The sequence below is a fragment of the Bacillus sp. Leaf49 genome, from assembly GCF_001426125.1.
In the GTDB taxonomy this organism is placed as follows: domain Bacteria; phylum Bacillota; class Bacilli; order Bacillales; family Bacillaceae; genus Bacillus; species Bacillus altitudinis.
On record NZ_LMRK01000022.1, the window covers coordinates 51883 to 75809 of the forward strand.

Below are 23927 nucleotides of genomic sequence, written 5' to 3' on the forward strand. Positions count from 1 at the left end.
AAGGCTGAAAACAAAGAGCTAAAATAAAGTTCATTTTAGCCCTATTTCAACAATCTGAAAGAAAATCAGCCTTTTCCTTTATGTGTACATTGGTTCAGCATATGCTTCAGCAACGGCAGCCTCTGAAGCATGGTCGATATACTGCAGGAGTCCATATAAACATTTTTCAACATCTGCATCGTTCCGGTTAAATTGATACGCATGTAAGAAATGCTCAATACGTTTCGAGAGCAAGTCATCTTGCGTACGTACCATAAGAATAAGTAAATTATCCCATTGCGAGCGATGCGTATAATAAAGTGCCTTATCATAATCTGCCACATTCATTAAACCTTCTCCTTTCCCTTGAGAAGTCTTACTTAGTTTGCTCGGATCAGATCGACTTTTTCAGGGGAAAAGTTGGTGTCTGCATAAACAGGGTACCGGGAATTATAGGCTGAATAAATGCTTGATGTATGAAAAAGAACCAACCAGCAAAACCTAAACAAAATAGACATGAAAGTGAGAATATTGATATTATGCACCCGAAATTATGGATGCTTTTTGCAGCAGGAATTGTTTTATTTGGCAGTCTCATGATTCATCCATCTTCACAAGCAGCCGAGCAGCCGGCAGAGAATTGGGAAAGACTTGCGTATACTGCCTTGCAAGATGAATATGAAGGCGCCGCTTTAAACGATTATCATTACATTGGACGTACACAAGTGAATGAAGATCAAACAAAAGATGTGTTTCGCGTGACCGTGAAGGAAGGCTCCACACGATTTGCAGCACATGCAGAAATTTATTTTCATCCGGTGACGGGTCATTTGATTAGTATTAACGTGTTTCGGTTATAAAAAAGCACCTCTTTTAAAAAGAGGTGCTCCAGCTGAAAAGAAGATCTATTTCATGCTTCCTTGAAGATATGAGCGAATATCCACACCAAGTGAATCCGCTAAACGCTGTCCATAATCTTCATCTGCACGATAGAAGTTGCAGATCGCAAGTAATTTCGTTTTTTCATTTACGTCTTTCAAGTCAGCTGTCAGGTTTTTGATCAATGCTTGTTTCTCTTCTTCAGAGTAGCTTCGATATTTTTCTCCAGCTTGTTTGAAATCGTTTGGTTTTTCGATTTTTTGTCTCACCATACGGTCACCGTGAAGAACCGGTTCACTTTCTTTGTAGTGAGGGTTTTCTTTTGGCTGATCGTCATAACGGTTTGGTTCATAGTTAATATGACCGCTTGGACGAGTTGTAGTCATAAAGCCATCCTGTTGGTTATTGTGAACAGGCGCATAAGGACAGTTCACTGGGATGCGCATGTAGTTTGCACCTAGGCGGTGACGCTGCGTGTCAGGATAAGAGAACAGACGACCTTGAAGCAGTTTGTCTTCAGATGCTTCAATTCCTGGTACTAGGGCACTTGGCGTGAAAGCAGCTTGCTCTGTTTCAGCAAAGAAATTTTCTGGATTGCGGTTCAGTGTCATGCGGCCCACTTTTTGCAGCGGATAATCTTCCTCGCTCCATGTCTTCGTCGGATCACATGGATCATAATCTAGTTCATCATAATCACTGAGCGGCATAAGCTGAACGTAAAGATCCCATGCTGGATAATTTCCTTTTTCAATACGATCATACAAGTCTCTTGTCGCATGCTGGAAGTCGTTTGCTTGAATTTCTGCAGCTTCTTCCATCGATAAATTGCGAATGCCTTCTGATGGTCTCCAGTGGTATTTCACATATTTTGTTTCTCCGTATTTGTTTACCCATCTAAACGTATGAACACCAGAACCGCGCATTTCAGCGTAGTTCGCAGGAATACCTTCGTCAGAGAAGAGCCATGTGAGCATGTGAGTAGATTCAGGTGTTAACGTCATAAAATCCCAATAACGGTCAGGATCTTGAATGTTGGTTACAGGATCTGGCTTGAGAGAGTGAACCATATCAGGGAATTTAAGTGCATCACGAATGAAGAAGATCGGCAAGTTGTTCCCAACTAGATCATAGTTGCCTTCTTCTGTATAAAATTTGACAGCGAAGCCGCGAGGGTCACGTAATGTTTCAGGCGAACCTTTAGGGTGAATAACCGTTGAGAAACGGACAAAAACGTCTGTTTGTTTTCCTTCTTCACTTAAGAAGGCTGCTCTTGTATGTTTCTCCATGCTATTTTCTACTTCAAACACACCATAAGCGCCGGCGCCCCTTGCATGAACAACACGCTCTGGAATACGTTCACGGTCAAAGTGTGCAAGTTTTTCAATCAAATGGTAATCATCAAGAAATGAAGGCCCTCTGTGACCAGCAGTTCTTGAGTTTTGATTATCGCCAACTGGCACGCCTTGATTCGTCGTCAAATTTTTATGATTAGAATTTGTCATTCTTTTTCTCCTCCTGTAAACAAAAAATGGTTTCTAGCAATCTATATACCCTAATTATATTGAATCAAACATGATAGTCAATATTTATTTATAATTATTTTAAATAAATTATTATTACAAGGAGGTAAAGAAAAAGACGAAAGAAATAAATTCTTTCGCCTTAGAGCAGAAGCTCTCTTAGAGCATCTTTGTTTTGTGTTAAATCACTTAATGTGTATTGGTCAAGAACGCGTAAATAAGCAGTGAGAGCTTCATGAAGTACGTGCTTTAATGAACAAATCGGGGAGATAATACAGCTGTTTTTCTTCGGATCAAAGCATTCAACCATGACTAAATCATCCTCTGTATAGCGGACAACCTCACCAATATTAATGCTTTCTGGGCTTTTCCCCAGCCTAATCCCACCATTTCTTCCGCGGATCGTTTCTACATAACCACGTTTTCCAAGATGGTAAATGACCTTTGTCAGGTGATTTTTCGAAATGCCATAAATATCGGCAATCTGCTGAATATTTGACAGTTCATTGTTTTCTCTCGAAGCTAAATAAATGAGTACCCTTAATGAGAAATCTGTATAATTCGTAAGTTTCATTTGGACGACCTCTAAACCTAATAGAGTTTTGTATCATCGTAACACATTTTAGACAAAAACTGTTCGAGAAAGTGCTAAATGTGACAACATTTAAAACATGTATTATAAATATTGCTTTTATACGTTGTCTTCCATTACGATAAAGATGTATTTAAAATACATCTTTTGAAAGAAGGAATAACGATGTTATCCACAGATCAAATGAATGCCATTAAACAATCAGCCCCTCTTCTAAAAGCTGAGGGAACAAAACTTGTGACAGTTTTTTATCAAAATATGATCAGACAGCATCCAGAGCTACTCAATCAGTTTAATAAAACAAATCTCATGAATGGAAGCCAGCCAGAGGCGCTTGCCGCAACACTCTATCAAGCTGCACTGCACATTGACCGCTTGGCAGACTTGCTTCCTGCTGTGAAACAAATTGCCCATAAGCATGTCAGTGTTATGGTGAAAAAAGAGCAGTACCCAATCGTCGGATATCACCTTCTTGAAGCAATGAAAGAGGTATTTGGGTTATCAGAGGAAGATGACACATTGTTGGCTTGGAAGGCTGCATATGACATCATTGCGAATATATTCATCACCATTGAGGCAGAAATGATGGCTGAAAATGTGAAACAAACTGGTGGATGGGCAGATGTCAAACCGTTTATTCTGAAGAAAAAGAAACAAGAATCTCCATCACTCATTTCCTTTTATTTAGTACCAGAGGATGAATCTGAGCTACCAATGTATGAAGCTGGTCAATACATTACGGTGCAGGTAGATATGCCGGGTGAAGCCTATGTATGCAGCAGACAATACAGTTTATCAGATCAATATCACCCATCTTACTATCGCATCACCGTGAAACGAGATGGGCATGTCTCCACATTCCTGCATGATGAAATGAGAGAAGGCGATGTTCTTCACGTCAGTATGCCGCAGGGAATGTTCTGTTTGCAAGATGATACAAAAGAACCTGTTTATTTGATTAGTGCCGGTTCTGGTGTCACACCAATGATTGGTCTAGTGAAAACAGCGTCGCATAACAATCAGCCATTCACGATGATTCATGCAGACAGACTAGAGGATGTAACCGCTTTTGAACAAGAGTTTGAACACGTTCTCACTTCATCTCCAGAGGGGCGTATTATCCTTTGTAACGAACAATTTGAAAAGAGTGTAAAGAGTGAGCTGGTTGAGAAGGTGGCTACGCGGATTGACCGACCTTTCCTTCAATCAGTCATTGGTGAAGGAAAAGGCCAATTTTATGTTTGCGGTTCCCCAGCATTTACTCAAGAGATGATCCTTATTCTAAAAGCGATGGACATTCCGGAAGAGAATATCCATTTTGAAGCGTTCGGCGGGCAGTCCATGAAAGAGATGGAAGTCGTCTAAACAACTGGCTGAACATCATGTTTTATTAGGTACGCTCATATATTAGGGATAAGTCCGATGAGGAGGGATGGTTTCCTTGAGCGTATCTGAAAAGCGTCTTTTACAACGAGCCATTGATGAAATTACAGAAATTGCAGAAGGATTTGGTCTGGATTTTTATCCGATGAGGTATGAAATCTGTCCCGCGGAGATTATTTATACATTCGGTGCATATGGCATGCCAACACGATTTAGCCACTGGAGCTTTGGAAAGCAATTTCACAAAATGAAGCTTCATTATGATTTAGGATTAAGCAAAATTTATGAGCTGGTGATTAATTCAAATCCTTGCTATGCCTTTCTCCTTGATAACAATTCGCTTGTTCAAAATAAACTAATTGTGGCTCATGTCTTGGCACACTGCGATTTCTTTAAAAACAACTGCCGTTTCCAAAACACAAAACGAGATATGGTGGAAAGTATGTCAGCGGCAGCAGAGCGAATTAAAGAATATGAACATATCCACGGTACAAAAGAAGTCGAGTCCTTTTTAGATGCTGTATTGGCATTGCAGGAGCATATTGATCCGTCGCTTGTTCGTTCAAAATTAAGCTGGAATCTCGACGATGAAGATGAATATGAAGAGGAGAAACCAAAACGTCAAACGCCATATGATGATTTATGGGGAATGGATGAACCGAAAACACGTGAGAAAAAGAAAACCATCAAGCAATTCCCACCAAAGCCAGAAAAAGATATATTGCTCTTTATCGAGGCACACTCCCGGGAGCTAGAGCCTTGGCAGCGGGATGTCCTGACGATGCTGAGAGAGGAAATGCTCTATTTTTGGCCGCAGCTAGAAACGAAAATCATGAATGAAGGCTGGGCATCGTATTGGCACCAGCGGATTATGCGTGAACTTGATTTAGATTCAAGTGAATCGATTGAATTTGCAAAATTAAATGCAGGTGTCGTGCAGCCATCTAAGACAGGAATCAATCCTTACTATTTAGGGCTGAAGATTTTTGAAGATATTGAAGAGCGCTACGATCATCCATGCGAGGAATTAAAAAAAGCAGGAGTGACGGAAGGGTCCGGTCGCAGCAAAATGTTTGAAGTGCGAGAAATTGAATCAGACATTTCTTTTATTCGAAATTACTTAACGAAAGACCTTGTGATGAGGGAAGATTTGTACTTGTTTCAAAAGCAGGGGAGAGACTATAAAGTCATTGATAAAGAATGGAAGGCAGTCCGTGATCAGCTAGTCAGCATGAGGGTCAATGGTGGCTTTCCGTATTTGACAGTCATCGATGGCGACTATTTAAAAAACAACGAACTCTATATTAAACATTGGTATGAAGGCATTGAGCTTGATCTCAAATACTTAGAAAAGGTGCTTCCATATTTGTATCAGCTATGGGGAAGAAGTGTGCACATCGAGTCAGTTCTTGAAGGAAAAGAAGTGATGTTTTCATACGATGGAAAAGGGGTTCATAGGAAGTATCTCACTTAATGATCAAAAAAGATGTCTACGACTAGACATCTTTTTTTGTGATTAGCACTTTATTGGTTTTTCAGCAGTTTGAAAATGTGTTTCGCTTGATCTGTATTTTCCATGAGCCCTTTTAGCTGTTCGCTTGTTGGTCCATAAGCATAAAATGGTACTTCATCCCCTGTATGACCTGATGTGGTCCAGCCTGTATGAGACCTTGTATTGATGACTTTTTCGATGGCATCATCAATTTGAACAGGATCTTTTGTTTCAGCTGCCTTTTGAATAGAGGCGATTTCCTCTTTTGTGAAATCAAGGTCGATGTATTGTTTGAGCGCAGTCTCGACCGTCATACCCTCTACAATTTTGTTTGCAATGAAATCAGGTGTCTTTTTTGCTGCTTTGACAGGCTGATAATCCCAGCTGCCCGAGCCGTCTGCCCCGAAGGAAAGACCGCCAGTTGAATGATCTGCGGTCGTGATGACTAATGTGTTTTTATCCTTTTTTGCGAAACGAATGGCTTCTTCAAATGCTTTTTCAAAATCCTTCATCTCACTCATCGCACTGACAATATCGTGGTCATGTCCAGCCCAGTCAATTTGACTGCCTTCAACCATGAGGAAAAACCCTTTTTTGTTTTTAGACAGCTGTTTGATGGCTGAGGATGTCATGTCTTGCAAGGAAGGAGTCGTTTTATCGCGATCAATTGCTTTATCGAGACCGCCGTCAGCAAAAATGCCTAACAATTTTTGCTGTTTGTTTTTTTGTAAGTCAGCTTTATTGGTTACGTAACGATAGCCTGCTTTTTGAAATTCTTTCGTCAAATCACGATCTTTGCGGACAAAATCGATCAGTCCTCCGCCAAGCATGACATCGACTGTATGCTGTTTGCCAATTTTCTCATCGAAGAAATCATCAGCAATGGCTGCTGTGTTTTTTCTAGACACATCGTGAGCGGCATACGCAGCAGGTGTCGCATTGGTTAATTCAGATGTGACGACGAGACCAGTAGACTTTCCTTTGCGTTTTGCTTCTTCTAATACTGTTTTTAGTTTTTTGCCATTTTTGTTTACACCAATGGCGTTGTTGTATGTTTTTTGACCGGTTGCCATGGCTGTACCAGCTGCTGCTGAATCAGTAATGTTACTTTTAGAATCATCAGGGTATGTTTTATGCATGCCAGTGAGGTAAGGGTCAAACGCTGTTTTCTTGGAAAGATCACCGTTGTGTTTAAATGAGCGGTAAGTTGAAAGGTAAGGTGTTCCCATGCCATCTCCAATGAGCACGATCACATTTTGTACGTCATTTTTTGGTTTCTTTTTAGCCTCAGCTTTGTCAGCCTGTCCAAATTCAATTCCTGAAAAAATACCAATCGATAACACTGATGCAGCTGCGATTGCAGCTATTTTCGTTTTCGAGCTTTTCAACACACTCATTCATTTTGCCTCCTCATTGTTTATGTATCGCTCTCACGTTTACAATGGTAGAGCAGAAGTGTGGATTCCAAATGACAGCACCGTAAAGTTCACTTTAAAATTGTAAAGGTCCACTTTACATAGAATGAACCAAAAAGAGAAATGAATGTATGATTTATCTATGACAAGATGCATTTGTTTTGTCATGATTGTGTAATAAAAATGAAATAAAAAGAACCCTAAAAAAAAATAATTTTTGCCGAATTAATAAGCATAATGTCGTAGGAAGTCAAGACTATTTCTTCTGGTATTCGATCCTTATAATAGAAAGTAGATAAAAATTCGGATCACGATAGATACATACAGGAGGAACAAATGAAAAAACAATTGATCACAGCTGCAAGTGCAGTTCTACTTGGGACGACATTATTTGCCGGAGCTGCCTCAGCACAATCAGTAAAGGTTCAAAAAGGTGACTCTCTTTCTGTTCTAGCGAAAAAATACAAAACAACCGTGAGTAAGATTAAATCAGACAATAAGTTGAAATCTAACACGATTTATGTTGGACAAACTTTAAAAGTGAATGGTACTTCTTCAAAAAAGGTAACGAAAACATCAAAAACAACAACAAAAGTAAAAGCGTCTTCAGCGACAGCCACTCATAAAGTTGTCAAAGGTGATACTTTATCTAAAATCGGCAAAAAATATGGAATGACAGTGAAAGAGCTGAAATCGTTAAATAAACTCAAAACAGACCTGATTAAAATTGGACAAAAGCTGAAAGTGAAAAAGACATCCAAAGTGAAACCAACACCTGTCAAAGAAAAAACAGTTGCTACTTCTTCTTTAAACACGTCTAAACTCGTAGCAGATGCGAAAGCACAAAACGGTACACCATATAAATGGGGTGGAACGACACCGAAAGGCTTTGATTGCAGCGGTTTTATGTGGTATATCATTAACAAACAAACAAAGATTTCAAGACAAACAACTGAAGGTTTTTGGGGATCAATGAAAAGCGTCTCAACACCTAAAGTTGGAGATTTTGTCTTCTTTACAACCTATAAATCTGGCCCATCTCACATGGGTGTCTACCTTGGGAACAACAAGTTTATCCACGCTGCTTCTGATGGTGTGACGATCAGCGATATGACTTCAAGCTATTGGAAGCCAATTTACCTTGGCGCAAAGACATTTGTAAACTAATAATGGATCTTAAGAGACTGCTTACTAGGCAGTCTCTTTTTTTGTATATCGTTTGCGCAGCTCAATCAGTCCTTTATCATAGCTCTCTATGAGTCTAAAGGCTTTTAAATAAGCAAAAGTGAAGACAAGTTATCAAAAGAATAATTTTATTTTCACTTTATAAAAATTATATCAAAAAAGTATAATTTTGTATGTTGTATAATAAATAGAAGAAGCCAAGCTATGATTTAAATAAAGATTGAAGAAAATCTACCCTGATGATTGACAAATATTTTGTTGATAAATAAGAATTTTCACTCTATTTTGAAAAAAAGTGTTTTCATTTTTTAATTTTCATATATAATAATTTTACGCCACTAATTTATTGCGCTAAATTAAATCTAAATATTCAGAAAATAAAGTGAATTACGAAGTGGTGGCGTCTTTAGACGGATACTAAGTTTTGGGAGTGATGGTATGAGCAATTCGTTGTTTAGAAAGAAAAGCATTTCAGAGCTAATTGCGGCAACACAAGGGGAAAAAGCGTTAAGAAAGGAATTAGGTTCATTTGACTTAACGATGCTTGGTATTGGAGCGATTATCGGTACAGGGATATTTGTACTGACAGGTACAGGCGCCGTCACAGCAGGACCAGGACTTGTTTTATCATTTGTGATTGCAGGTCTTGCATGTTTATTTGCGGCATTGTCATATGCTGAATTCGCTTCCACAGTGCCAGTATCAGGATCTGTTTATACATTTACGTACGCATCTATGGGAGAATTTTTAGCGTTTATCATTGGCTGGGATTTGATATTAGAATATATGCTAGCCGCTAGTGCCGTTTCAGCAGGCTGGTCAGGCTACTTTGTGTCGTTTTTAAATGGGATAGGGATTCATATACCGGTTGAATTAACAGCAGCACCAGGTGGTTTAAAGGGTCAAGTGACATATTTTAATCTTCCTGCATTTATTATTTTAATGATCATCACCTTCTTGCTGTACTTCGGTATTAAAGAATCAAAACGAGTCAACAACATTATGGTCATTATGAAAATTGCGGTGATTCTGCTCTTTATTTTAGTCGCTGTGAAATATGTAAAACCTGAAAACTGGACACCATTCGTTCCTTTTGGAACTTCAGGCGTGTTAAGTGCAGCAGCTCTCGTATTCTTTGCATTTATCGGATTTGATGCAGTTGCTTCTGCGGCAGAGGAAACAAAAAATCCATCCCGCAACTTGCCAAGAGGAATCATCACTTCCTTATTGATTTGTACCGTGTTGTATGTGGTAGTCAGTGCCATCATGACAGGCATTGTTCCATTTATGAACTTTGAGGGAGTATCCCATCCAGTGTCTCTTGTTTTACAAGTAGCCGGTCAAAATTGGGTGGCGGGTATTGTAGATGTTGGGGCGATTTTAGGGATGACCACGGTCATGCTTGTCATGCTGTACGGCCAAACACGTGTCATGTTTGCCATGTCTCGTGATGGCTTGGTACCAAAGGTTCTTTCAAAGGTTCATCCAAAACATAAAACACCTTATATCAATACTCTTTTCTTTGGAACATTGTCAGCATTAATGGGTGGATTCATTCCGCTTGATGAGCTGGCAAGTCTAGTGAACATCGGAACACTTTCAGCTTTCATTTTGATTTCAGTTGCTGTCATTGTCATGAGAAAAACACAACCTGATTTACCGAGAGCATTCAGATGCCCCGCAGTGCCGCTCATTCCAATCTTGGCTATTCTATCTTGCGGACTGCTCATTTATAAGCTTGGCACCATCACATTTGTTCGTTTCTTAATCTGGCTTGCCATTGGGCTTGTTGTCTATTTCTTATATTCAAGAAAGCACTCCGAATTAAACAAAAAATAAGAGTGTACAGAAAAAGCCAGTCAAGTATGACTGGCTTTTTAGTATTAAAAACCTAATTGAAGATCGACATCAATGGAGACGATCGCATAGACACAAACGATGACAAAAATATTCAGAACGACGCCTAGGAAACCTGGTCCAGTGCGGCCTTTTTTAATGAACAGTTCAATCACACCGAATGGAACTGCGGCCATTGCAAAAGGAAGCATTTGAAACGAATAAAATGTCACATTGCTAATAATGGCGAGGTTCAGCATGAGCAGCGATAAAATAGCGGTGCCGACCGAAATCCAGCCAAACACATTATGCTCTTTAAAAATTCTTACCAATTCCATAATTCCACCTCGCTCACTTTGGCCGTTTTAATGCGTTTTGTCTTCACAAATTTCTCTATTTCTTTAGAAGGACCTGTGACAACAGAACCGTAAACCGTGACACCATTTTGATTGATGTAGCGTATTCGGTTAGAGAGGTCAAGTTCAGGTCTGCCAGAGATCGTTTTTGCCCAGGATGGATGCTGGTTGACATAGGCGAGGGCATCTTTGAACTGATCAACCTCTGTTTTTGATGTGTGCTGAAGCTCTTTTAAAAATTCAGAGTCTTTCCCGGGAAAACCGATTGGACGCTGATTTCCACTTAATGAATCTTCTGTTTTTATCGCATTCCAAAGCACTTTCATATCATATTTTTTAGAAAATGAATACACGTCTTTCGGTGTGTATGCTTTGTCATAGGATACATACACTTCACTCACTGTTCCTTCAGGTAACTTGTCTAAAGTGGTGAGTGTTTGTTTTTTAGATGTATCTGCCTGCGACGAAGGGTGCGTAAAGAAATCCTCCGTATTACGTGCGCTGTCGCCATAATAAGAGATCGTAGGCTGCTTTAATTTATCGAAAAACATTTCGATTTGTTCACTACCGATGGCTTCTGTTTTATTGCCAATTTGTTTTTGTAGCTTAAGTTCTGTGTTCATACCAAACAGTTTGACCTGCCCTTTTAAATCCTTCATATCAATGGCGACGTTCGGTTTTGTTAGGGCGACTGTTACAGCGGCCGTTTCCATAAAATGATTGCCTTTACTGTCTGCTCCGCCAACGCCGTAGTATAGATAACTACCTAGTGTACAAAGCGGTAAAATAATCAGTGTAGATATGACAGCAAGCACAGAAATACGTAAATAGGACTTTCTTTTTCCGTATTGTAAAATGGCTTTTTGTTTTTCAGGACTGATGGAGAAGTCTGTCCAATCTGAGTCATTCAGTTCTTGGCTTAAGCGTTTTTCATTTTCTTCGAGCTCTTCTTCAAACGCCATCATTTCTTCTTCGTTCATCTCGCCATTATTATATTGTTCCCATCGCTTATTAAACTCTTCATTCATCATTAACACCTCTGTTATATAGTGCTTTTAGGCGCTGCCTTGCACGAAATAAAACACTTTTAAAATTTGCTTCAGTAATATTCATGACCTTGGATGCTTCTTTGTAATTCAGTTCTTTTAAATAATACAATGTCAACGCTTCCTTGTAGTTATCTGGAAGCTGCTCTAAATACATGTTGAGGACTTCTTTTATTTCAATCTGTTCAGCAGGACTTTGTACAGACGTTTGTAAAAGGCCGCCAATGAGATCATCCGATATGGTCACTTCTTTTTTATGTTTCCTGACATAATCAATAAAAGCATTTCGTGCCACCTGAAATAACCAAGGTTTCACTTTGCTATGGTCGTAGGAATGAATATGTATATAAGCACGCATAAAGGTTTCCTGCAATAAGTCCTCTGCCAAATGTTTGTCTTTTGTCATGGAGAGCAGAAACCTGTAAACATCGTTCATATACATTTGATAAATTTCATCGATCGTCACTGATTTTTCTCCCCTCTATGTTATACACGCATAAGAAAGGCATAAAGTTGCACGAAACTTCTCATAGGCCGTACATTACTCATCTCTTTCACCGAATCAAAATCATTTCTCCTTATCATAGCGAAATTTGCATCATTTATAAAGTGTTTTCAATAGAACAAATCAGGAAAAAAACTCAAAAAACGACAATTTTGGACACATTTCTTTCTCTATTCTTTCCTAAAAACACATGCTTGAATACAGAAGGAGCGGTCATCTTAAGTGAAAAGATGATTTTAGTGAACCGTCTCTATTTTATCAGCAGGAGAAAATTTTTAGTACCAGGTAATAAAAAATTTGTTATAATAGAAACAAATCCTTCATTCTTCAAACAAAGGAAGTGCACTATGTATAAATTTTCAGGCTATACCGTCAAAGCATTTTTTGCTCTCCGAGGCGGAATCAAAGTATATCAAAAAGAGAATCTGCCAACAGACCGGGGGTTTGTCATTGCTTGTACGCATGAGGGTTTTGTGGATGTTCTTGCATTAGGCGCAGGAATTCTTCCGTTTGAGATCCACTACATGGCGAAAAAAGAATTGTTTGCAAATAAATGGATCGGCGGATTTTTAAAGAAGATTCATGCTTTTCCAGTTGATCGAGAGAATCCTGGGCCAAGCAGTATTAAAACGCCCATTAAATTATTAAAAGAGGGGAAAATCGTTGGGATTTTTCCAAGCGGAACACGTACAACAGAAGATGTTCCTTTAAAAAGAGGGGCCGTTACGATTGCGCAGCTCGGCAAATCACCAATCGTACCAGCAGCGTACAAAGGACCTTCTAATGCAAAAAGCCTTTTTAAGAAGGGGAAAATGCGCTTAATCATTGGTGAACCGATTGAGCTGTCTGAATTTGATCATCTGCCGCCAAAAGAAAGATTAGGTGCGATGACAGAAGTATTAAACACAAGAATCAAAGAACTTGAAGCTAAGTTAATCGAAAAGGGATAAAGAAAACGACCACTTGCTAAGGCAAGGGTCGTTTTTTTCTTAAGAAGCGCCTTCTTCAGCTGCTTCTAATAGTTGTTCGTTTAGTTTTTTGACTTCGATGTATGCCACATGGTGTCCATCGACTTCATTAATGATAAATTCATAGCCTTGTTCACGAATCGCGTCATTTTTCTCGACTTCATATTTTTGTGTAAGGAACCAGCCGCCGATTGTGTCGACTTCTTCGTTATCAAGCTGAATACCTAGTAGCAGGTTAACTTGATCTACAAGGACCTTTCCATCAAAGATATAGTGGTCTTCTCCCAGTTTACGCACTTCGTTGATTTCATCAATATCGAATTCATCACGAATCTCACCGACGATTTCTTCAAGGATGTCTTCAACCGTTACAAGTCCTGCTGTACCGCCATATTCATCTGATAAAATGGCCATGTGTACACGCTCACGCTGCATTTTAAGCAGTAGATCATGAACAGGAACTGTTTCAATTACATGAATAATCGGGTTTACAAAATGTTCGATCGTATCACTTGTGGAACATTCACCACTAATACATGCAGTGAGTACTTCTTTAATATTCACAACACCGATGATGTTGTCTTTATCGCCATCTTCAATTGGATAACGTGTATATTTCTCGACCTTTGTCACTTTCAGCATTTCCTCAATCGTAATATCATGAGGGAAGCTGACGACTTCGGTACGAGGAATCATAATTTCTTTCGCCAGACGGTCATCAAATTCAAAAATTTTATTCACATATTTGAATTCAGACTGGTTAATCTCGCCGCTCTTATAGCTCTCTGATAAAATAATCCGCAATTCTTCTTCAGAGTGCGCCATGTCATGCTCAGATACTTGTTGAAGACCAAATGCTTTCGTTAATAAACGAGCAGATCCATTTAACACCCAGATAAAAGGGAACATCACTTTGTAAAAAATCATAAGCGGTCTAGCAAATAGAAGGGACACTTGCTCAGCCTTTTGAATGGCGAGTGTTTTTGGTGCAAGCTCTCCAACCACGACGTGTAAAAACGTCATAATACTAAACGCAATAATAAAAGTGACAATATGACTGGCTGATTGAGGAATCGACAGCTCTACAAATAGTGGAGCAAGCATGTGCGCAATTGTTTCTTCCCCTAACCAACCAATCCCAAGGGCGGTAATGGTAATACCGAGCTGACAGGCCGACAGATACTCATCAAGGTGAGTCGTGACGTGCTTGACAGCAACTGCTGTTTTATTACCTTCTGCAATTAATTGATCAATTCTTGAGCTTCTTAAGCGAATGATCGCAAACTCCGATGCAACGAAAAACGCGGTTAAAGCTATAAGTAAAGCAACTATGAGTAAATTCACTATGTCCAATTAAGGCCTTCGTTCTGACTTTGAGAACGAAGGTAACACCTCCTGTTTAGTAAAAATTTTAACTTAACAGCAGTAAAAATGATTGGACAGCCGTCATTTTTTCAGGAGTAAGCTGCTCTTTTAGTTTTTCACGTTGTTCTGGCTGAAGCTGCTTACAACGTGCCAAAATGCGGTCCATATGCTCATTCATCCGATCGATATCAGAGGTTAAATGGACAAGTTCGTCATGTTCTTCCTTTTGAGAAGGGAATTGTTCATCTAATCTGGATTTGATGTCAGAAAGAGCCAATCTCTGCTGTTTGCAAAGAACGATTAATTGTAATCGTTTTAAAGCATGTTCATCGTAATAACGATAATTAGAGCAAGATCTAACAGGCGCAAGCAACCCTAGATTCGTATAATAATCTACAGTTCGTTTCGTCACCTGTGCAATCTGTGCTAGTTCACCAATACGATACTTTTTCTCAGCCCCATCTGAACATCTCCTCCTAACCGTCACGTTATAGTTTATGAAAATAGTTTAATATAATTCGAGTCTGAAATACAAGATAATTGTTCAGATTTCCTGCCAATATGAAGAAACAAAGGGCATTTCCATCAATTTAGGTTATCATCTCTAAAATACTGTAGCGATACAGGAATTTTCAGATTATTTATGGTAAGATAAAATGAATACCGTTTCATATATATGTAGAGAGACGGATTTTACGTGAACCGGAGGTGGTTAAGTGGGGCCCTCAAAGTAGTCTTATTTAATCAGTTAACCGTTTTGCAAAAGACAACATCATCAATCAGGAGGTGACTCCTTGTTCTTCTAAGAAAGAGCAAGGTTAAATGGACGATATTGTTAATCTGAGTATAGTCGGAGTTTTGATTGCTTTAACAGCTTTCTTTGTTGCATCTGAATTTGCCATTGTAAAGGTGAGAAGTTCAAGAATTAATCAGCTTGTTGCCGAAGGGTCCAAAAAGGCTATCATGGCGAAAAAGGTGACATCAAGGCTAGATGAATATTTGTCAGCCTGCCAGCTCGGTATTACAGTGACATCCCTTGGTTTAGGGTGGATCGGTAAACCGGCAGTAAAAGAACTTTTAGTTCGAGGTTTTGGTTTGACAAACATTCCTGATTCAGCAATCAGCCTGATCTCAGCAACACTTGCGTTCTCTATTATTACCTTTTTGCATGTAGTTGTTGGCGAGCTTGCACCAAAAACACTTGCCATACAAAAGGCAGAAAAAATGACGCTTTGGCTGTCAGGACCGCTGCATGCATTTTATATCCTTATGTACCCTTTCATTTATGTGTTGAACGGGTCAGCCCGTGTACTAACGAAAATGATGGGTATCGATATGGGGTCTGAAAAAGAACATTCCCATTCCGAAGAGGAATTAAAGATTTTATTATCTGAAAGCTTAAAAAATGGGGAAATCAACTCATCAGAGTATAATTATATGAACAAGATATTCGATTTTGATAATCGAATCGCAAGAGAAATTATGATACCGCGAAGAGAAATTTGTGCGATTCCAGAAGATATGCCGTTAGACGAAATACTGGCGATCATGACAAAGGAAAAGTACACACGTTTCCCCGTGTTTTCAGGGGATAAAGACCATGTCATTGGCATGCTCAACAAAAAGCAGCTCTTTGCAGATATTGTGTATCAAGGAGAAAAAGATCAACTGAAGCTTCAAGATTATATTTATCCAGTGATTGAAGTGATTGACACGATTCCAATTCAAGAGCTTCTCGTCAAGATGCAGCGCGATCGAATGCATATGGCGATTTTAACGGATGAATATGGCGGGACATCTGGACTTGTCACAACGGAGGATATTTTAGAAGAGATTGTTGGAGACATTCGAGATGAATTCGATGAAGATGAGCAGCCTGTCATTCAAAAGAGAGCGGAGCATCATTATATATTAGATGGAAAAGTGAGATTAGAGGAAGTTCAAGATTTGATCGAAATGTCATATCATGATGAAGAAATTGATACGATAGGCGGGCTAATCTTAAATGAGAACATTGATATCCGAGAAGGACAATCCATTTATCTTGATGATATTCGGATGAAGGTCTTGGAGATGGATGGACGCTATGTGAAAAAGATCGACCTGAAAAAAGGCGTCACATCATCAGAAAAAGAAAATACACGCACAGGGCTTGATATAAAAGAGCCACTGTTAGTAAATGAAATGACCTTGAGCGAAAAATAAGCTCAAGGTTTTTTTTAGGTATTTAGCCTCTTTTTTGAGAATATATGTTCGTATATAATAAGAACAAGCGTTCGTAAAAGGGGGATGGACATGCTCTGGTATGAAACAGCAAGTATCACGGAGAAAAAAACCTCAATGAAACGTATTGAGTTTCATTTAAAAAATTTCAAGAACTATCAAGCAGCCATTTTAAATATTGAAAGACAGCTTGAAAAGCGAAGTTCTCTCCAACATCATCATATGGCACGTCAAAAATTAGAAGAGCAGAAAAGTCAGTATGAACTGATTGTTGCTTGTATTGAAACGGCTTTAAAAGAATTGGATGAGATAGAGCAGCAGCTCATTGATTATAAGTATTTTCGAGATTGGCGCATGGCAAAATGTGCAATCGAAATCGGCTATAGTGAGAAGACACTGTTTTTAATGAAGCGCCAGCTGATGGATCAACTGCTCATCAGCCTAGCTGCCATCACAGATATTTAAAACAGAAGTTGTCCTATTTGATATAACACCGCAAAAAGGCATAAAGAGCCGATAATTGTCACAAGTAAATAGGCAGCAAGTTTTCCTATTTGACGCTGCATCAGCATCGTCGCAGATTCTACACTAAACGTAGAGAATGTGGTAAAGCCGCCAAAAAAACCGGTTCCTATGATCACTAGTAGTGGATGATTGGACGTTACAGCGCCTGTGAGAAAACCTAAACCGGCTGCACCTAATAAATTAATGAAAATAATACTGTACGGGAAAAGGGCATGGGATGGAGTTTTCTGGATTGTTTGGCTGATGAAGAAACGACATGCACTGCCGATCCCTCCAGCTACAGCTGTATAAAAAACAATCATTTATCTGCTTCCTTTCTGCTGCTTATTTTGATGAAAGAGCCGTTCAGCAAGGATCAGGCCAGCTAAAGCAGCGGCTACTCCAGCAATGACTGAGAGCAGGATGTACATCATACTTAAATTGAACTGCCCTGCCTGTAACAGAAGAACTGTCTCTTTAGAAAAGGTGGACATGGTCGTAAACCCGCCGCAAAACCCTGTTCCAATCAAAGCTGCAAGATCTTTTTTTCCTTTCTGAAATAGAAAGTATCCTGTCGCAAAACCAAGAAGCAGGCTGCCGGAAATATTTTCAATCATCGTTGCATAGGGGAATGTCTGGCTGATGACAGTTTGACTTAGTTCATATCTGCAAAGTGTACCAATCAATCCACCGATAAAAACGGCGAAATAAGTTTTCATCTGCATCATTTCTCCTTTTGAAAAAATAGCGGGTTATCGGTTACCACACCATCAATTGGATATTTTTTGATTCGATCCGCTGTTTTTTGATCTTTTACAGTCCATATAAACACATCCATCCCGAATGTGTGGATGCGGTCTATCCACCATCTATTGATCATCGTTTTCTTCATATTAAGACAATTTGCAAACGAGCTGTATGTCGTTAACTTTCGTTTCGTTAGTTTAAATGCATCAGGCTTTATAATCAAAGCTGTGCGAAGAGAAGGGGCGAATGCTTTGATTCTTTGCAGTGCATGAACATCAAAAGATTGAATCATGATATGACGAGAATAGGCAAACCGATTGATGATGCGGGCAACGGCCTTTTCGATTCCTATCTGCCGTTTTGGGTGTTTGATCTCGATCAATATCCCAATCCGCTGACTGTATCTTTCAAGAATTTCTTGTAATGTTGGAATTCGTTCATTCGTATACTGGTGGTCAAACCAGCTTCCTGCGTCCAGTTTTTTCAACTGATCAAGTGTATAGCTTTTGACTAAGCCGTTTCCGTTCGTCGTTCGATCAACGGTATCATCATGGATGACGACGACGTGCTGATCCATTGTCATTTGTACATCTAATTCAATATAATCTGCTCCTTGCTCGACAGCTACATCAAACGCAGCGATTGTATTTTCTGGGGCGGCGCTTGATGACCCTCTATGTGCGATAATATACACTTGCTCCAGCTCCCTGACATAAGTTCTGGTCTTATCATATCAAATGCTTTGGTTGTTTTCCTTCTTTACTATATGGAGAAGAAGAGCGCCGTATTATCATGGAACCTCATGTACCGAAAAAGCTTGATGTATCATTTTGAAAAGTTACAGGAATAGAGCAAGCTTTGATTGAGTAAACCTGAATTACATCAATTTTTCTTCGATCAATTTTGTCCAAATCGTCAGCGTTCGTCAAAATATTAGTGCTTTCGTCATGTTGACTGAAAATTCTGATGTTTTATAATGATGAAAAGGAGGCGAGATGATTGGGTAAAGGGAGAATTAGAGTGGAAGAACGTATTAAGGCCGAAACGGATGCTGAAATGTTTAAAGCGACTCTCCTTGATCAGGCTCAGAAGAAAAAGTAGTTTGCTGCCCGTCGATATGTCTCAAGCCAAAATTTCATAATTGAACATCATGCCTCGGGATAGGTCCCGAGGCTTTTTATATAGAGGTCAGACATTTAAGAGAGGACATAAACGAAGGTTATATTATAAACTAGAGAGGATTGTTTTAAAGGAGAGAGACAGAGATGTTTACACAAAAATGGATGGATACATATTTTACAGTCGATATTGCGATCCAAATAGGCATTAGCCTTTGTATTTTATTGCTTTTTTTATTACTTCGAAAAGTATTTACGAAATACTTGTTTCACCTGCTCTTTAAGCTGACAAACCGGTCTAAAACCGAAGTCATTAACCAAATTGTCGTGGCGTTTGAAAAACCTGCGAGACTGTTTTTTGTGGCACTAGGTTTATATTTTGCGTTAAGGCAAGCCCCATACTTTGAGCACCATATGGATGTCATTGTCAAATTGTATAGATCCTCTATTATTTTGATGCTGACGTGGGGACTTTGTAATCTAACCGCAGCTTCTTCTTTCTTATTTCAAAAAGTGAATTCAAAATTTGAATTAGAGATGGATGATATTTTAGCGCCATTTTTATCAAAGGTTCTTCGTTTTATTATTATTGCACTGAGTATTAGCGTCATTGCACAAGAGTTTAATTATGATGTGAACGGACTTGTGGCAGGGCTTGGTCTAGGTGGTCTTGCTTTTGCGCTCGCTGCACAGGATACAGTGGCGAACTTTTTTGGAGGAATTGTGATTATTACAGAGAAGCCTTTTACAATGGGCGATTTTGTAGAGACTCCAAGTGTACTTGGGACTGTAGAGGACATTACCTTCCGAAGTACAAAATTTAGAACACCTGCTGAAGCGGTGGTGACCGTGCCAAATTCGACCCTTTCAAAGGAGCCGATCACAAATTGGACGAGAATGAATAAACGTCAAATTACGTTCTCCGTTCGCGTATCTTACAATACACCGAAAGAAAACATTGATAAGTGCATCAAACGTCTGAAGCAAATGCTTTATGAGCATGATGGGGTTCATAAGGAAACGATTATGGTGAATTTCGATGTGCTGGCAGACAGCTATTTAAACTTATTCTTTAACTTTTATACAAACACAACCGCTTGGTCTGAAAACCTGGATATTAAGCAGGATATTAACTATCGCATTATTGATATTTTCCATGAAGAAGGGGTAGAATTTGCTTTCCCTGGACAGACCATTTATATGAAACAAAAAGGTGAGAAACAGCTCGGTGAATAAAGGAGGAATGGTGGTTGGATCAAACAAAAGTGGCAGCGCTAAGAGAGAGATTATCAAAGGCCTCACATATTACGGTCCTTTCAGGTGCTGGGATGAGCACAGAATCGGGAATTCCCGATTTTAGATCTACGGGTGGACTATGGACAGAAGATACCTCTCGCATGGAGGCAATGAGCCGGTCTTACTTTTTATCACATCCGCATCAATTTTGGCCGAAATTCAAAGAATTGTTTCAAATGAAGATGAGTGGAGAGTACGAGCCAAACGCTGGACATGCTTTTTTAGCCAATTTAGAAAAGCAAGGAAAACGCGTGGATATTTTCACGCAAAATATCGATGGTCTGCATAAAAAAGCGGGAAGCCAGCATGTGTATGAACTGCATGGTTCCATTCAAACAGCTACATGTCCATCATGCGGGTCTACATACGAACTGCCTTATTTATTACAAGAAGAGGTACCGGTTTGTGAGCGAATTTCATCAGACGGCCGCGCGTGTGGGCGAGTACTTAAAACAGATGTTGTCCTTTTTGGGGACATGGTGAAGCACTTTGATCAAGTGGAGAAATCGCTCCAGCAAACGGACATGCTACTCGTCATGGGAACTTCCTTAGAAGTGGCACCAGCCCGATATATTCCAGAAGATGCTGCTCATCATCCTTCCATCTTTAAGGTCATGATGAATTTAAGTGAAACGGAATTCGATCCGCTGTTTGATCTTGTCTTTCACGAACGAATTGGCGAGCTTGTGAATGCTTTATAAATCATAAAAAACCCGCATCCAATAGGTGCGGGTTTTCTTTATTGCTGTAGTGGCTTCATTGTTTCATCAAGGACTTCAAACGTGTAGCCCTTCGCCTTTAATTGTGTGATCAGGCTGTTTAAGTATTTTGCGGTAGCTGGTTGATCATGCATTAAGATGATTTTTGGCTCTTTCGGGTACTTGGTTTCAAGCACTTGCAGCTGATTTAATACTTCTGGTACATATTTTGAGCTTTTATATTTCCAGTCAAGACTGTCAATGGTCCAGTCCCAGTATACAAAGCCTTTTTGTTTTAAACGTGTTTTTTGCTGGTCTGTTAAGTTTGGAGAACTGCCATAAGGTGTTCTCACAAGATGTGTATATTCACCAGTAACAGAAGCCAATATACGTTGATCTTCTTTCATCTCATTTACAGGAGAATCACTTTTTTGATAAAAGCGTTTCACATCATGCGTAATGCCATGAAGTCCTAGTTGATGACCTTCTTGATGAAGTCTTTTCACAGCTGCTGGGTGTTCTTTGATTTGCGGCCCGAGCATAAAGAATGTGGCCTTCACTTGCTGTGATTTTAGCACATCTAACAGCTGATTTGATGTAGCAGAAGGGCCATCATCAAAGGTCAAAAAGATCGTTTGATCCGTTACATGTTTGTTTGGATTGATCTTAAAATGTGCATCTAATGTTTTTGGCGAATCATCTTTTGGTTTCAGACTTGTACTTGTGTCTCGAAATGGACTGCTCGCAGACACTTCATTCGGTTGATCTGCTGCCTGCATATTGGTTTTAGATATATCCCAAATGAAAAAAAGGATCAATGTCAGAATGACTAGACCAATTGCCTTTGAGAGCAGCATCGTGTTTGAAGGTGTCTGTTTTTTCGTAACCCGTTGCATTACAATCGCTCCAATAAATCAGTAGTTTGTGTCGAATCATGTAGTGGATTCTGTCTTTTTTCGCTGTTTTTTGTCGTGCTCATATGGAGTAAGTATACAGGAAAAAAGAGCCTATGAATATAGAAGATGCTAAAAAATTGGAATCTTTTTGGTTATGAATCTATATTTGTTACAATAGAAGGTTATCCAGTCAAATGGATATGAAATAATTCTGAATAATCATTGAAACGTTTACATTTATCCGCTAAGATAGCATCAGATTCAACCATTAAGCGAAGCGAAGGGGAGATTCCATATGAAAGTATTGTACAATGGGGATTTTATTGAAAAAAAAGATGCACATGTTGATATTGAAGACAGAGGCTATCAATTTGGCGACGGAGTCTATGAGGTCATCCGCGTATATAATGGGACTTTGTTTACATTAAAAGAGCATACTGAGCGTCTATTCAAGAGTGCAAAGGAAATCGGCATTCATCTGCAAGGTACAGTATCCGATATGGAAGAGAATTTGAAGAAGCTAGTCGCAGATAATCAAGTGATTGATGGCGGCGTGTATATTCAAGTCACGCGAGGCGTCGCACCTCGTAAACATCAATATGGTGCACTTACCCCTCAGATTACGGCATATACATTTCAAGTGAAAAAGCCTATTCAAGAGCAGACAGCTGGTGTGAAAGCACTATTGTCTGAAGATCTTCGCTGGTTAAGGTGTGATATTAAAAGCTTAAACCTTTTATATAACGTCATGGAAAAGCAGAAAGCGTCTGAAGCTGGTGCGTTTGAAGCGATTTTAATAAGAGACGGCTTTGTGACAGAGGGGACGTCCTCGAATGTATATGCCGTCATTGACGGTGTCATTCGTACACACCCAGCAGATAACCTGATTTTAAACGGCATTACACGTAGAAAGCTGCTAGAGGTTTGTCAGGAAGAAGGATGTCGTGTGGAAGAAACCCGCATGAGTAAAGACGAACTTTTGCATGCACAGGAAATTTTCATTAGTTCAACGACAGCTGAAGTGATTCCAATTGTAGAGATAGATGGTCAGCCAGTTGGGAAAGGTGTTCCAGGAGAAATCACGAAGCGTGTACAGGAAGGGTTCCAGAAAAAAATTAAGCATGAAAGCGAAGCATCTATTTCTTCGTAAAAGGAAAAAGGCTGTAAACCAATGTTTACAGCCTTTTGTGATGACATTTATTTCACGATCAGTACAGGTATATCTGATTTGGACGATAACTTTTCACTCACACTGCCAAAGAGCATTTTTTTCAATCTGCTTTGGTCACGTGCTCCCATGACGATGAGGTCTGCTGATATCTCTTCAGCGTATTCGATAATCGCTTCTGCAGGCTCCCCTTCAACAATTTCAATCGCAGCTTCAAACTGCTCTTCATTTAACAGTATTCTTGCTTCTGCAACGACCTCTTCTGTATGATCTTCAAAAATCAAGGGACTTTGCTGTTCATCATGAGGTACATACACAGGGGGTGTTTGAAGGTCTGCCATGCCGCCTCCGATATAAGCGCCGCCAGTCATTGGGCGAGGTGCATCAAACACCTGTCTGCTGGATTTCCCATCATGAGCGTAGGCAACGGTCAGCTTGGCATTCAATGTTTTGGCTAAAGCGATTGCCTTCTTTAATGCTTTCTTACTGTCTTCATGTCCATCAAACGCAACGACCATCCGATCAGCTTGAAACAATGTCCTCATTCCTTTCAAAAGGAGTCTATACGTTCATGGTATACCCGATATCTGAAAAAGATACACATAAAGGGTGTGAACTTTTTGTTAGAAAATTTCATTTATTGAAAAATATTTATTGACAAAATGGTGACAGCCACTATAAGATAAAAAAAGATTCAAGAGCCAAAAGGAGGAAATGTCATGTGCAACATCATTGGAAGAATGAAATCAAACTGCA

General features: G+C 39.5%; 26 protein-coding genes. 12 read left to right on the top strand and 14 right to left on the bottom strand.

The window, feature by feature from the left end:
- Positions 1–78 precede the first annotated feature (78 nt).
- A complete protein-coding gene (locus ASG46_RS14965; protein WP_008349000.1) occupies positions 79–327 on the bottom strand; it encodes a YhdB family protein in 249 nt (82 codons plus the stop codon).
- Positions 328–455: 128 nt separating this feature from the next.
- Here ASG46_RS14965 and ASG46_RS14970 point away from each other — a divergent pair, with 128 nt between their 5' ends.
- Entirely contained in the window at positions 456–839 is a 384-nt protein-coding gene (locus ASG46_RS14970; RefSeq protein ID WP_056705090.1) for a YqzG/YhdC family protein, read from the top strand.
- A gap of 45 nt (positions 840–884) precedes the next feature.
- Here the strand turns inward: ASG46_RS14970 and ASG46_RS14975 are convergent, their stop codons facing one another.
- Positions 885–2360, bottom strand: a complete 1476-nt coding sequence (locus ASG46_RS14975; protein ID WP_041091807.1) for a catalase — start codon at positions 2358–2360, stop codon at positions 885–887.
- Positions 2361–2520: 160 nt separating this feature from the next.
- On the bottom strand, positions 2521–2952 hold the full coding sequence (locus tag ASG46_RS14980; RefSeq protein WP_007497090.1) for an Rrf2 family transcriptional regulator: 432 nt from the start codon (positions 2950–2952) through the stop codon (positions 2521–2523).
- 183 nt (positions 2953–3135) lie between these two features.
- Between ASG46_RS14980 and ASG46_RS14985 the strand changes: the two genes are divergently transcribed.
- Complete coding sequence (locus tag ASG46_RS14985; RefSeq protein WP_056705091.1) at positions 3136–4335, top strand: globin domain-containing protein; 1200 nt, start codon at positions 3136–3138, stop codon at positions 4333–4335.
- A 67-nt stretch (positions 4336–4402) separates the two neighbouring features.
- Positions 4403–5827 carry a SpoVR family protein gene (locus ASG46_RS14990; protein ID WP_407707318.1) on the top strand — a complete coding sequence of 475 codons (1425 nt, stop codon included), beginning with the start codon at positions 4403–4405 and terminating at the stop codon, positions 5825–5827.
- 50 nt (positions 5828–5877) lie between these two features.
- Here ASG46_RS14990 and ASG46_RS14995 read toward each other — a convergent pair whose 3' ends face one another.
- Positions 5878–7242: an alkaline phosphatase gene (locus ASG46_RS14995; protein ID WP_056705093.1), complete on the bottom strand. Its 1365-nt coding sequence runs from the start codon at positions 7240–7242 to the stop codon at positions 5878–5880.
- A gap of 354 nt (positions 7243–7596) precedes the next feature.
- On the opposite strand from ASG46_RS14995, the gene ASG46_RS15000 reads away from it, so the two are divergent.
- On the top strand, positions 7597–8427 hold the full coding sequence (locus ASG46_RS15000) for a C40 family peptidase (RefSeq protein WP_008348987.1): 831 nt from the start codon (positions 7597–7599) through the stop codon (positions 8425–8427).
- A 456-nt stretch (positions 8428–8883) separates the two neighbouring features.
- Complete coding sequence (locus ASG46_RS15005; RefSeq protein ID WP_008348986.1) at positions 8884–10284, top strand: amino acid permease; 1401 nt, start codon at positions 8884–8886, stop codon at positions 10282–10284.
- Between the two features lie 44 nt (positions 10285–10328).
- Here ASG46_RS15005 and ASG46_RS15010 read toward each other — a convergent pair whose 3' ends face one another.
- Genes ASG46_RS15010 through ASG46_RS15020 form a run of 3 tightly spaced genes read right to left on the bottom strand, consistent with a single transcriptional unit; the run spans position 10329 to position 12149 of the window.
- Positions 10329–10619 carry a hypothetical protein gene (locus tag ASG46_RS15010; RefSeq protein WP_008348984.1) on the bottom strand — a complete coding sequence of 97 codons (291 nt, stop codon included), beginning with the start codon at positions 10617–10619 and terminating at the stop codon, positions 10329–10331.
- Positions 10607–11665, bottom strand: a complete 1059-nt coding sequence (locus ASG46_RS15015) for an anti-sigma factor (RefSeq protein WP_017366923.1) — start codon at positions 11663–11665, stop codon at positions 10607–10609. Before ASG46_RS15015 ends, ASG46_RS15010 begins: the two co-directional genes overlap by 13 nt.
- The gene (locus ASG46_RS15020) at positions 11658–12149 is read right to left on the bottom strand and encodes a sigma-70 family RNA polymerase sigma factor (RefSeq protein ID WP_008348979.1); all 492 of its coding nucleotides are present in this window, start codon (positions 12147–12149) and stop codon (positions 11658–11660) included. Before ASG46_RS15020 ends, ASG46_RS15015 begins: the two co-directional genes overlap by 8 nt.
- Before the next feature lie 386 nt (positions 12150–12535).
- Here ASG46_RS15020 and ASG46_RS15025 point away from each other — a divergent pair, with 386 nt between their 5' ends.
- Positions 12536–13138 carry a lysophospholipid acyltransferase family protein gene (locus ASG46_RS15025; protein WP_017360344.1) on the top strand — a complete coding sequence of 201 codons (603 nt, stop codon included), beginning with the start codon at positions 12536–12538 and terminating at the stop codon, positions 13136–13138.
- 39 nt (positions 13139–13177) lie between these two features.
- Here ASG46_RS15025 and ASG46_RS15030 read toward each other — a convergent pair whose 3' ends face one another.
- On the bottom strand, positions 13178–14509 hold the full coding sequence (locus ASG46_RS15030) for a hemolysin family protein (protein ID WP_007497105.1): 1332 nt from the start codon (positions 14507–14509) through the stop codon (positions 13178–13180).
- A gap of 58 nt (positions 14510–14567) precedes the next feature.
- On the bottom strand, positions 14568–15008 hold the full coding sequence (locus ASG46_RS20680; protein ID WP_076821966.1) for a MerR family transcriptional regulator: 441 nt from the start codon (positions 15006–15008) through the stop codon (positions 14568–14570).
- A gap of 335 nt (positions 15009–15343) precedes the next feature.
- Here ASG46_RS20680 and ASG46_RS15040 point away from each other — a divergent pair, with 335 nt between their 5' ends.
- On the top strand, positions 15344–16726 hold the full coding sequence (locus ASG46_RS15040) for a hemolysin family protein (RefSeq protein ID WP_017360343.1): 1383 nt from the start codon (positions 15344–15346) through the stop codon (positions 16724–16726).
- Between the two features lie 90 nt (positions 16727–16816).
- Positions 16817–17209 carry a hypothetical protein gene (locus ASG46_RS15045; protein WP_017360342.1) on the top strand — a complete coding sequence of 131 codons (393 nt, stop codon included), beginning with the start codon at positions 16817–16819 and terminating at the stop codon, positions 17207–17209.
- Here ASG46_RS15045 and crcB (ASG46_RS15050) read toward each other — a convergent pair.
- The 3 genes from crcB (ASG46_RS15050) to ASG46_RS15060 are packed head-to-tail and all read right to left on the bottom strand — an operon-like array spanning position 17206 to position 18689.
- A complete protein-coding gene (gene crcB / locus ASG46_RS15050) occupies positions 17206–17571 on the bottom strand; it encodes a fluoride efflux transporter CrcB (protein ID WP_025207019.1) in 366 nt (121 codons plus the stop codon). The genes ASG46_RS15045 and crcB (ASG46_RS15050) overlap by 4 nt on opposite strands.
- Complete coding sequence (gene crcB, locus ASG46_RS15055; RefSeq protein WP_017366925.1) at positions 17572–17973, bottom strand: fluoride efflux transporter CrcB; 402 nt, start codon at positions 17971–17973, stop codon at positions 17572–17574.
- Complete coding sequence (locus tag ASG46_RS15060; RefSeq protein WP_025207021.1) at positions 17973–18689, bottom strand: glycerophosphodiester phosphodiesterase; 717 nt, start codon at positions 18687–18689, stop codon at positions 17973–17975. Before ASG46_RS15060 ends, crcB (ASG46_RS15055) begins: the two co-directional genes overlap by 1 nt.
- Positions 18690–18994: 305 nt before the next feature.
- On the opposite strand from ASG46_RS15060, the gene ASG46_RS20990 reads away from it, so the two are divergent.
- The 3 genes from ASG46_RS20990 to ASG46_RS15070 all read left to right on the top strand — a co-directional run bounded on the left by ASG46_RS20990 (position 18995) and on the right by ASG46_RS15070 (position 21110).
- Positions 18995–19096 (top strand): YhdX family protein, encoded by a 102-nt coding sequence (locus ASG46_RS20990; protein WP_017360338.1) that lies wholly within the window; start codon positions 18995–18997, stop codon positions 19094–19096.
- Between the two features lie 164 nt (positions 19097–19260).
- The gene (locus ASG46_RS15065; RefSeq protein ID WP_017360337.1) at positions 19261–20349 is read left to right on the top strand and encodes a mechanosensitive ion channel family protein; all 1089 of its coding nucleotides are present in this window, start codon (positions 19261–19263) and stop codon (positions 20347–20349) included.
- Between the two features lie 29 nt (positions 20350–20378).
- Positions 20379–21110: an NAD-dependent protein deacylase gene (locus ASG46_RS15070; protein ID WP_373422531.1), complete on the top strand. Its 732-nt coding sequence runs from the start codon at positions 20379–20381 to the stop codon at positions 21108–21110.
- Between the two features lie 38 nt (positions 21111–21148).
- On the opposite strand, the gene ASG46_RS15075 is transcribed toward ASG46_RS15070, so the two are convergent.
- Positions 21149–22003 (bottom strand): polysaccharide deacetylase family protein, encoded by an 855-nt coding sequence (locus ASG46_RS15075; RefSeq protein WP_017360335.1) that lies wholly within the window; start codon positions 22001–22003, stop codon positions 21149–21151.
- A 295-nt stretch (positions 22004–22298) separates the two neighbouring features.
- On the opposite strand from ASG46_RS15075, the gene dat reads away from it, so the two are divergent.
- The gene (gene dat / locus ASG46_RS15080) at positions 22299–23153 is read left to right on the top strand and encodes a D-amino-acid transaminase (RefSeq protein WP_056705095.1); all 855 of its coding nucleotides are present in this window, start codon (positions 22299–22301) and stop codon (positions 23151–23153) included.
- 47 nt (positions 23154–23200) lie between these two features.
- Here the strand turns inward: dat and ASG46_RS15085 are convergent, their stop codons facing one another.
- Positions 23201–23707: a universal stress protein gene (locus ASG46_RS15085; RefSeq protein ID WP_056705097.1), complete on the bottom strand. Its 507-nt coding sequence runs from the start codon at positions 23705–23707 to the stop codon at positions 23201–23203.
- Positions 23708–23927 lie beyond the last annotated feature (220 nt).